Origin of the sequence: Nocardia sp. No.11, assembly GCF_038752175.1 — a bacterium.
In the GTDB taxonomy this organism is placed as follows: domain Bacteria; phylum Actinomycetota; class Actinomycetes; order Mycobacteriales; family Mycobacteriaceae; genus Nocardia; species Nocardia canadensis.
Genome location: NZ_JBCGFB010000171.1, coordinates 1 through 9,903 on the forward strand (window position 1 = coordinate 1; position 9,903 = coordinate 9,903).

The 9,903-nt window shown below is 69.9% G+C and carries 9 protein-coding genes and 1 pseudogene; 1 reads left to right on the top strand and 9 read right to left on the bottom strand.

Going from position 1 to position 9,903, the window contains the following annotated elements; translation table 11 throughout:
* The 7 genes from V8688_RS29570 to clpB form a co-directional block, all read right to left on the bottom strand.
* Positions 1-359 (bottom strand): lysoplasmalogenase family protein (locus V8688_RS29570; protein ID WP_342802172.1); only part of this gene is annotated, 359 nt, incomplete at its 3' end.
* A gap of 1 nt (position 360) precedes the next feature.
* Positions 361-1,419, bottom strand: a complete 1,059-nt coding sequence (locus V8688_RS29575; RefSeq protein ID WP_218716185.1) for a beta-ketoacyl-ACP synthase 3 — start codon at positions 1,417-1,419, stop codon at positions 361-363.
* Positions 1,420-1,487: 68 nt separating this feature from the next.
* On the bottom strand, positions 1,488-2,051 hold the full coding sequence (pyrE, locus tag V8688_RS29580) for an orotate phosphoribosyltransferase (protein ID WP_019049751.1): 564 nt from the start codon (positions 2,049-2,051) through the stop codon (positions 1,488-1,490).
* Positions 2,052-2,127: 76 nt separating this feature from the next.
* On the bottom strand, positions 2,128-2,934 hold the full coding sequence (locus V8688_RS29585) for an SDR family oxidoreductase (protein WP_218716186.1): 807 nt from the start codon (positions 2,932-2,934) through the stop codon (positions 2,128-2,130).
* 60 nt (positions 2,935-2,994) lie between these two features.
* Positions 2,995-4,137 (bottom strand): hypothetical protein, encoded by a 1,143-nt coding sequence (locus V8688_RS29590; RefSeq protein WP_218716187.1) that lies wholly within the window; start codon positions 4,135-4,137, stop codon positions 2,995-2,997.
* Between the two features lie 77 nt (positions 4,138-4,214).
* The gene (locus tag V8688_RS29595; RefSeq protein ID WP_342802173.1) at positions 4,215-4,997 is read right to left on the bottom strand and encodes a DUF5666 domain-containing protein; all 783 of its coding nucleotides are present in this window, start codon (positions 4,995-4,997) and stop codon (positions 4,215-4,217) included.
* A gap of 62 nt (positions 4,998-5,059) precedes the next feature.
* Positions 5,060-7,633 (bottom strand): ATP-dependent chaperone ClpB, encoded by a 2,574-nt coding sequence (gene clpB / locus V8688_RS29600; RefSeq protein ID WP_218716189.1) that lies wholly within the window; start codon positions 7,631-7,633, stop codon positions 5,060-5,062.
* Between the two features lie 207 nt (positions 7,634-7,840).
* On the opposite strand from clpB, the gene V8688_RS29605 reads away from it, so the two are divergent.
* The gene (locus V8688_RS29605) at positions 7,841-8,830 is read left to right on the top strand and encodes an NADP-dependent oxidoreductase (RefSeq protein WP_218716190.1); all 990 of its coding nucleotides are present in this window, start codon (positions 7,841-7,843) and stop codon (positions 8,828-8,830) included.
* A gap of 97 nt (positions 8,831-8,927) precedes the next feature.
* Here V8688_RS29605 and V8688_RS29610 read toward each other — a convergent pair whose 3' ends face one another.
* Both V8688_RS29610 and V8688_RS29615 read right to left on the bottom strand, forming a co-directional pair.
* Positions 8,928-9,686, bottom strand: coding sequence for an ESX secretion-associated protein EspG (locus V8688_RS29610; RefSeq protein ID WP_218716191.1), 759 nt, complete (start codon positions 9,684-9,686; stop codon positions 8,928-8,930).
* A 34-nt stretch (positions 9,687-9,720) separates the two neighbouring features.
* Positions 9,721-9,903: pseudogene (locus V8688_RS29615) on the bottom strand (hypothetical protein); the annotation flags it as partial.

Below are 9,903 nucleotides of genomic sequence, written 5' to 3' on the forward strand. Positions count from 1 at the left end.
GCGCCCGCCCACGCCACCAGCCGGGGCGCGGCGATCGCGGCCCGCGGCCGGGCACCGCGCCGCCACCACAGCAGCGAGTAGCCGGTCTGCATGACGGCGAACGAGGAGGCGCCCGCGATCAGGCGCTTGTCGTCGTCGGGGTCGATCAGCAGCACGTCACCGACGGTGGCCGCGGCCAGCGAGCCGAGCAGGATCCGGCGTTCGGCCGGGTCGAGCTCGACACCGCTGGTGACGGTGTCGGCCGCCAGCAGCGGCATCAGCAGCGGCTTGGTCAGCCATTGCAGCCGTTCGCGACCGGTGACGGCACCGAAGACGGTGACCGCCGCCGCCGCGAGGTATCCGGCGCGCAGCGGTCGCACGTCAGAAGCTCGTTTCTTTCGGGGCGGGCGGCAGGGTGACGACCTGGCCCGCGTAGCTCAGCCCGGCGCCGAAGCCGAGCAACAGCGCCAGCTGACCACCCTTCGCCTTACCGGTGACCAGCATCTCCTCCATCGCCAGCGGGATCGAGGCGGCCGAGGTGTTGCCGGTGTTCTCGATGTCGTTGGCCATCGGAATGCCCTCGGCCAGGCCGAGGTTCTTCTTCATCAGCTCGTTGATCCGGGCGTTGGCCTGGTGCGGGATGAACACCTCGATGTCCTCCTTGGCCACGCCGGAGGCGTCCAGCGCCGCCGACAGCGCGCGCGGCAGAGTCACCGCGGCCCAGCGGAAGACCTTCGGGCCCTCCATGTGCAGCGACATCCGGCCGATCGGCTCGACCTCGGGGTCGGTGCCCTGCATGGCCTGGGCCTTGTTCATGTACGCGAGGAAGTCGACATCCTGGGCGATGGCCTCGGCGTTCTCGCCGTCGCTGCCCCACACCGTCGGCGAGATGCCGTTCTCCTCGGCCGGGCCGACGACCACGGCGCCCGCGCCGTCACCGAAGATCATCGCGGTGCCGCGGTCGGTCGGGTCGAGGCCGACGGTCATCGTCTCGGCGCCGATCACCAGCACGTAGTCGGCCGAACCGGCGCGGATCAGGTCGGCGGCGACGCCGAGGCCGTAGCCGAAGCCACCGCAGCCGGAGGTGAGGTCGAAGGCAGCCACGCCGTTGAGGCCGAGATCGGAGGCCACCGACGGCGCGCCGTGCGGGGTGAGCTTGAGCCAGCTCGACGTGCACAGGATGACCGCGCCGATCTGGGCGCGCTCGATCGGGGAGTTCTTCAGCGCGCGGTCACCGGCGGCCGCGGCGATCGACCGGATGGTCTCGTCGCCGCTGATCCAGCGACGGTTGTGGATACCGGTGCGCTCGAAAATCCACTCGGGCGTCGAGTCGAGCTTTTCGCACACTTCAGCATTGCTGACGATGCGCTGCGGTCGGTACGCACCGATCCCGAGCATCGCAACGTTGTCGCGACTCTTGTTAACTGCAATGCTCACCACAGGTGACTCACACGTCCTTCAGACTTACCGGACGACCACATCGTCATCCAGGTTTGGCGTTGTTCAGGCTAACCCAGAGCAAGGTCATCGAGCCCGAGGATGGACCGATACTCCAGCCCCTCCGCGGCAATGACCTGGTCAGCACCGGTTTCCCGGTCGACGACAGTAGCGACGCCGACCACGATCGCGCCCGCGTCGCGCAGCGCGCGAACCGCGGTCAGCGGCGAGTTGCCCGTGGTGGTGGTGTCCTCGACGACCAGCACCCGCTTGCCCACGATGTCGGGGCCCTCGATCTGGCGCTGCATACCGTGCGCCTTGGCCGCCTTGCGGACGACGAACGCGTCGATCGGGCGACCCGGCGCGTGCATGACCGCCATCGCGACCGGATCGGCGCCCATGGTGAGTCCACCGACGGCGTCGAAGTCCCAGTCGGCGACCAGTTCGCGCAGCAGCGAACCGATCAGCGGGGCGGCCTGGTGGTGCAGCGTCGCGCGGCGCAGGTCGACGTAGTAGTCGGCCTCCTTGCCCGAGGACAGCGTCACCTTGCCGTGCACGACCGCGAGCTCGCGCACGAGCGCGGCCAGCTGGTCGCGATCCGCCTCGGTGAGCGCCTGACGTGCCTGGTCGATCATCGTTTGCGTGTCCTTTCGGTCATGAGCCGGGCCGGTGCTAACGCTACGCGCCGCGTTTCGGCCCAGCGCTCATGGCCTAGGTCCGTCCGCGCGCGTTGAAGAGTCCGCGATTGAGGCGCGTCACCAGGGTTCGTGGGACGAAACCCGCCACCGCGGTGAGCACCTTGTACTGCACGCCGGGCACGCTGATGACCTTGCCGGAGTCCAGATCCTGCAGGCACCCGTCGACGACCTGGTCGACGTCGAGCCACAGGCGCTTCGGCAGCGAACCCATCTCGATGCCCGCGCGCTCGTGGAACTCGGTGTGCACGAACCCGGGGCACAGCGCCTGGACGCGGACACCCGTGCCCGACAATCCACCCGCCAGCCCCTCCGAGAAGGATACGACGTAGGCCTTGGAGGCCGAGTAGGTCGACCCCCGACCGGGGATCAGCCCGGCTACGCTCGCGACATTGACGATCGACCCGGAGGCCGCGGCGATCATCGCGGGCAGCGCGGCCCTGCACAGCTGCAATACCGAGGTGACGTTGACGTCGAGCTGGGCCTGCAGCTCGGCGGGCTCGATGGTCCAGAACTCCCCCGAGTGCGCGAAACCCGCGTTGTTGACCAGGAATTCGAGACCCTGGGCAGCGCGGTCGGCGACCCGGGCGCGGTCCTCGTCGTCGGCGAGGTCGGCGACGAGCACCTCGGCGGAGGTGGCGTAGCGGCGGCCGAGCTCGTCGGCGAGCGCGCGCAGCCGCTCCTCGTTCCTGGCGACGAGCACCAGGTCGTAGCCGAGGCTGGCGAGACGGTGGGCGAAACCCTGGCCGATCCCGGACGTCGGTCCGGTGATCATGGCCACGGGACGGTGCACGCCGGGTAGGCGCACTGGGCTGTCAGTCATCGCAGGTCGATTCCGGTCGAGACGAGTAGGCTGCCGCGGCGCCGATCGCCGCGGCACTGGTCACTTCGGTACCGGCCCCTGGTACGGGCGGAAACCGGGGTGGAAGGGGCCGCCGGGCTGTCCGGATTCGGACTCCTCGGCGTGCGGCAGCGGCGGTTCTACGCGCGGACGCGGTTCGGGGACCACGGCCAGCGACGGCCGCTTCGGAGGCTCGCCGAGCGGGCGGCGGCCCGGCGCCGGCTGATCCTCGAATTCGGGATCGTCGAGGTCGGGGTCGTAATCGTCGGCGGTGTAGGCGGGCCTGCCCGCCGGGCGACGGCTGTACTCGGCGTAGTCGTCGGGCTCGCCGGCCGCCTGCGGGGCGGCGCCGCGGGAGCCGAAGCCCGGCTCGTCGCGGTAGCGGTCGTCGGCGTCGAGTTCGTCGTCCGGGCCGGGGAACCGGGTGCGGCCGTGGTCGGAGTAGTCCTCGGTGACCGGGCGGGCGGGCGCGAATTCGCCGGACGCGCGGTCGTCGTCGACGTCGTCCTCGTCGTAGACCGGCCGCGGGCCCGTGCCCAGCGGCTGGTCGGCATTGCTGCGCGGCCGGGTGAACTCGCTCGGCTCGGCGACCGGCGGCAGCACGTGCAGCAGGCCGGACAGGCGCAGCACCGCGTCGATCGCGGTCTCCCAGTCCTTGGCGCCGCTGCCGACGGGCAGCATGCCGAGGGTCCAGTTGCCCTCGCTCCACAGCATCTGCACGGTGTCGGTCAGCGACTCGATGAAGCCGACCATCCGCTGATCGACCGCGTGCCTGGCGATCTCGGGATCGGTCGCGAAGACGACCCGGTCACCGATCGCGCCGAGCAGTTCCAAATCGTGGTCCTTCGGCGGCGACGCGGTCTTGAGCCGCATGTCGACGTCGATCTCGGAACCGATCTGCCTGCGCACCGCCACCAGGGTGGCCGCGTCCTCCAGATCGAAGAGCACGAACTTCTCACCCTTGCGGATGCCGGAGACCACGTCGACCGCCGAGAGATAGCCGAGCTTGGCCAGTGCGCCCCGACGCCACGTCGAGGCGAGCGCGGGCTCGACCGAAACATAGGTATAACCCTGGGACTTCGCCCAGACCTGGCGGGCGTGCCCGGTCCGCTGTCGCTGGACCCGATCGAAATACAGCAGTACGACCGCACCCACGAGTGCGATCGCCGCTAACCCGAACCACATAGCCGTCATCGTCGCCTAGCCTATCCAGCCGTCGCCGTGATCGCCCGGCAGTGCCGGGCTTTCGACGCGCGGGTCGCTCATCGGGGGCCGCCTGGCAACGCCGTACTGATGATGATCTTGGCGTGGATCGACCCGTCTGGGTTCTTGTCGCCCTGCACCATAACCATGTCGCCGACGGGCAGCTCTCTCGCCTTCGTGCTGGTCAGCGAGATCACCTGGGTGGCATCGTCGATCAGCACCCGAACTGTCGACCCGCCGAGGGTGCTCATGGTGATCTCGGTGCCGGTGTTGGCGGTGATGCTGCCCATCGTGGCACCGAGATCGTCGCCACCGCCGAGACCGGGCAGCCCGGGCAGGCCACTCGCGCTGGGCGGCACGACCGGAGTGGTCTGCCTGCTGGTCGGCGGCGCCACCTGGCTGGTGGTCAGCCCCGACGCGGTGGTGTCGTCATCGGAGGAGTTGCCGCTGAGCACCAGGCCGGCGAGCACACCGCCGACCGCGATCAGCGCGAGCACGCCCAGGCCGAGCGCGATCCACAAACCGGTGTGCCGCTTCGGCGGTTCGCCCTGGTCACCGTCCTGCGGCCGGGGCGGGTAGCCCGGAGGCGGCGGGGCCGGATAGCCCTGGTCGTAGCCGGGGGGCGGCTGGTGTGGTGGCGGTTGCGCTGCGGGATAACCGCTTTCGTAGGCGCCCCACTGCGCGTCGTGCGGAGGCAAGGCCTGCGTCGGGTTCGACGGCTGCCCCCACTCGTCGAATCCACCGCCTCCGTACGGCTTGGTCGAATCCATGCCCGGCGAACCCAACCGTTCGGTCGGCGAATCCTCCGGGCGTTGCCCCCACGGATCGTTCGGGTTCGTCATGAGCTCCAGCGTAGGTCAGCGCGGTGCGTTGGGAGGTCCCTACGCACCGCGCTGTGGATATTTCACGAGCTGTGGACAGCCTCGCGACCGACGACCAGCGTGTCGGTGGCGTCGTCTACGCTCACCCGCACCGTGTCGCCGTCGACGACCGCGCCGGAGAGCAGCTCCTTGGCCAGGCTGTCGCCGATGGCCTGCTGGATCAGCCTGCGCAGCGGCCGCGCACCGTAGGCCGGGTCGTAGCCGCGCACCGCCAGCCACTGCTTGGCCTCGTCGGTGACATCGAGGGTCAGCCGCCGCTGCGAGAGCCGCTTCTGCAGCTGCCGCAGGTTGATGTCGACGATCGACTCCAACTGCTTGGCGTCGAGCGCGTGGAACATCACGACGTCGTCGAGCCGGTTGAGGAACTCCGGCTTGAACGCGCGCCGCACCGCCTCCATCACGTGCTCCCGATCGCCGCCCGCACCCAGGTTGGAGGTGAGGATGAGGATCGTGTTGCGGAAGTCGACCGTGCGGCCCTGGCTGTCGGTCAGCCTGCCCTCGTCGAGAACCTGCAGCAGGATGTCGAAGACGTCCGGGTGCGCCTTCTCGATCTCGTCGAACAGCACCACCGAGTACGGCCGCCTGCGCACCGCCTCGGTGAGCTGGCCACCCTGGTCGTAGCCGACGTATCCGGGCGGCGCGCCGACCAGACGAGCCACCGAGTGCTTCTCGCTGTACTCGCTCATGTCGATGCGGACCATGGCGCGTTCGTCGGCGAACAGGAAGTCCGCCAGCGACTTCGCCAGCTCGGTCTTGCCCACGCCGGTCGGACCGACGAACAGGAACGACCCGGTCGGGCGATTGGGATCGGCGACCCCGGCCCGCGCCCGGCGCACCGCGTCGGACACCGCCTGCACCGCTTCTTCCTGCCCGACGACGCGCCCGGCGACCTCGGTCTCCATCCGCAGCAGCTTGGCGGTCTCGCCCTCGAGCATCCGGCCGACCGGCACACCCGTCCACGACGACACCACGTCGGCGATGTCGTCGGGGGTGACCTCCTCGTTGAGCATCACGTCGCCGTCCGGCGCCGCGCCGCTGACCTGCTCGGCCGCGGCGAGCTCCTTCTCCAGCGCGGGGATCCGACCGTAGCGCAGCTCGGCGGCCTTGCCCAGGTCACCGTCGCGCTCGGCGCGCTCGGACTCCCCGCGCAGCGCCTCGAGCTGCTCCTTGAGCCCGCGCACCGAGTCGATCGCGTTCTTCTCGTTCTGCCACCGGGTGGTCAGCTGGCTGAGCTTCTCGCGGTCGTCGGCCAGTTCCTGCCGCAGCTTCTCGAGCCGCTGCTTGGAGCCCTCGTCGGTCTCCTTCTCCAGCGCGACCTCCTCGATCTCGAGGCGGCGCACGGCCCGCTCCACCTCGTCGATCTCGACCGGCCGGGAGTCGATCTCCATGCGCAGTCGCGAGGCCGACTCGTCGATCAGGTCGATCGCCTTGTCGGGCAGGAACCGGGAGGTGATGTAGCGGTCCGACAGGGTCGCGGCAGCCACCAGCGCGGAATCGGTGATCCGCACGCCGTGATGCACCTCGTAGCGCTCCTTGATGCCGCGCAGGATGCCGATGGTGTCGGCCACCGACGGCTCACCGACCATGACCTGCTGGAACCGGCGCTCGAGTGCCGCGTCCTTCTCGATGTACTTGCGGTACTCGTCGAGTGTGGTCGCGCCGACCAGGCGCAGTTCACCGCGCGCGAGCAGCGGCTTGATCATGTTGCCCGCGTCCATCGCCGAGTCGCCGGTGCCGCCGGCGCCGACGATGGTGTGCAGCTCGTCGATGAAGGTGATGATCTCGCCCGCGCTGTTCTTGATGTCGTCGAGCACGGCCTTGAGCCGCTCCTCGAACTCACCGCGATACTTCGCGCCCGCGACCATCGCGCCCAGGTCGAGCGAGACGACCTTCTTGTTGCGCAACGACTCCGGGACGTCGCCCTCGATGATCCGGCGCGCCAGACCCTCCACGATGGCGGTCTTGCCGACGCCGGGCTCGCCGATGAGCACCGGGTTGTTCTTGGTGCGCCGCGAGAGCACCTGCACGACGCGGCGGATCTCGGTGTCGCGACCGATCACCGGGTCGAGCTTGCCCGCGCGGGCGGCCTCGGTGAGGTCGGTGGAGTACTTCTCCAGGGCCTGGTAGCTGGCTTCCGGGTCGGGATTGGTGACCCGCGCGCTGCCGCGCACCGTGGTGAAGGCATCCCGCAGCGCCTCGGGGCTCGCGCCGTGCCTGCGCAGCAGCTTGGCCACCTCGGAGTCGCCGTCGGCCAGGCCGACCAGCAGATTCTCGGTCGAGACGTACTCGTCGCCCAGCTCGGTGGCCAGACGCTGCGCGGCGGCCAGCGCCGCCAGTGCCTCGCGGCCGAGCTGCGGTGTGGTGGTCGCACCGGTCGCGCGCGGCAGCCGGTCGGCGATGTCGCCCGCTTCGCGCTCGACGGTCGCCGGGTCGACGCCGATGGCCTTCAGCAGCGGGGCGGCGATGCCATCGGTTTGATCCAGCAACGCCACCAGCAAGTGCGCCGGACGGATCTCCGGGTTGCCTGCCGCCGAAGCGGCCTGAAGGGCGGCGGTCAGCGCCGCCTGTGTCTTGGTGGTGGGATTGAACGAGTCCACAGATCTCCTCGGGTAGGTCAGGTATCGACTGGTTCAACGCTCACAAAGTTGAGTCTGTTCCACTCAACTCCAACTTTTTCCGGTGGGCACCGAATCGGTCTTCACGCTACGCCGCGACACCACCGAAGACGATCAATCACCGCACGTCGCAAGGCTGTCCGCCTAGGATTGCCGTGCCCGGACCACCCGAGGAAGAGGAGCCGACCGATGCGCGCGATCGTGGTTCAGAAGTTCGGTGCCACTCCCGAACTGGCCGAGATGCCGGTGCCGGAGCCCGGGCGCGGGGAGGTGCAGGTCGCGCTCGACGCCGCCGGGGTCAACCCGTTCGACCTGAAAATGGCCGACGGCATCCTCGAGGGCAAGATGCCCACCGACTTCCCGATGATCCTCGGCGTCGACGGCGCCGGCACGATCTCGGCGGTCGGCGCGGGCGTGCGCTCGTTCGCCGTCGGTGACCGGGTGGTCGGCAAGTTCCTCACCGCACCCGCCGGGCACGGCAGCTGGGCGCAATACGCGACCCTGCCCGAGGACGCCACGCTGGTGCCGATCCCCGAGGGCGTCACCTCGGTCACCGCCGCCGCCCTCCCGGTCGCGGGCGTCACCGCCCAGGACCTGGTCGACACCGCCCGGATCCGCCCCGGGCAGACGGTGCTGATCGTCGGCGCGACCGGCGGTGTCGGCTCCTTCCTGGTCCAGCTCGCCAATATCGCCGGCGCCCACGTGATCGCCACCGCCCGCGGCGACGCCGCCGACCAGGTCGCCCGCCTGGGCGCCGCGGAAACCATCGACTACACCCAGATCCGCCCCGCCGATCCCACTGTGGTCGACCCCGACCCCGCCACCCAGCGCGACTCCAGCATCACCGGCGCCGTCCGCTTCACCCATCCCGACGGCATCGACGTCCTCTTCGACCTGGTCAGCAGCCCCGCCGATTTCGCCACCCACGCCACCCTCGTCCGCCGCGGCGGACGCGCCTACTCCACCGTCTGGGCCGCCGACGAGCCCACCCTGCGCGAACACGACATCGCCGGCGGCAACTTCGAATCCAAAGGTCGCGGACCCGAACTGAGCCGCCTGCTCGCCCGCGTCGCCTCGGGCGACGTGGTCGTTCCCGTGGAAGCCACCGTCCCCCTCGAAGCCGCCCCGGCCGTCCTCGGCGCGGGCAGCGCTCGCGGAAAGACTGTCCTGGCCATCTGATTCCAGCCGACGAAGGCGATCCATCGATGTATCCGGCCGCAGATCATTCGGCTGTCGAGTGGCGCGGTCGGGGCACCGGCGGCGAGCACTGGCGAGGTCAGCGGGGGCGGTAGATGCCGGATCTGGCCCTGGTCGCGGTGGTGGTGAGGATCGTGGCGAGAGTCGAATGGAGGCGGGTGGGGGTGGTCGGTTTGGCGATGAAGGTGGTTTCGCCGTAGAAGACGTAGCGGCCGTCGTTGGTGAGGTCGTGGAGCTGGAAGTCGTCGCGGCCCTCGGTGTGGCGGTTGTCGACGCTGGCGTGGGCGTAGACGCCGATGTGGGTGAGGGTGTCGGTGGGTTTGGCGAGGAAGGTTTCGAGTTGTTCGCGCGGGGTGGGGTTCCACAGGTCGCGGACATGCGGGCGGGGAGCGGCGAGTTCGGCTGCGGTGACCTTGATTTCGCGGCCGGAGCCGGGACCGACCTTCGGGAGGGTGGACAGGACCGCGGCGGCGAGGTCGTCGGGGGCCATCAAGTACAGGGCGATGTCGCCCGGGTCCGAGTCTTCGCCGGGGGCCTGAACGGCCAAGGCGGCGTAGGTGTCCCGGGTTCCACCGTGTGCGCGGATCGTTCTCGTGCTGCCGGAACCGCCCGCCACTTCGACGCGCGCGTGCGGAGCCAACAGCGCGGCCATGGCGGCGTCGAGGTCGCTGTCGAACTCGGCCATCATGTTCTCGGCGGCCTTGCCGCGCAGCCGGCGGACCTCCGCCCGGGATTCGACACCGACGTGGCGGTGGTGCAGGGGGTACGGCAGCACGTCGCGTCCCGCCGCCTCCCAGAGGGTGCGGAAGTCTAGAGCGGTGAGATGCCAGGTGCGCACGGGGGATCTACTCTGTTCCATCAGGTTTCGCGATTCAGTCGGCGCCGATGACGGGCGGCACCAGCTTGGGCGGATTGTCCAGACCGGTGAGTTCGTCACCGTGTTCCCGGGTGACCAGGTAGTCGGGAATGCCCTTGGTGGATTCGTCGTCCTTGCCCGCGCCCCTGCCGCCGGGGACGCCCATGCCCGGCATGCCCGCCCGGCCCGCGGCCCCGCC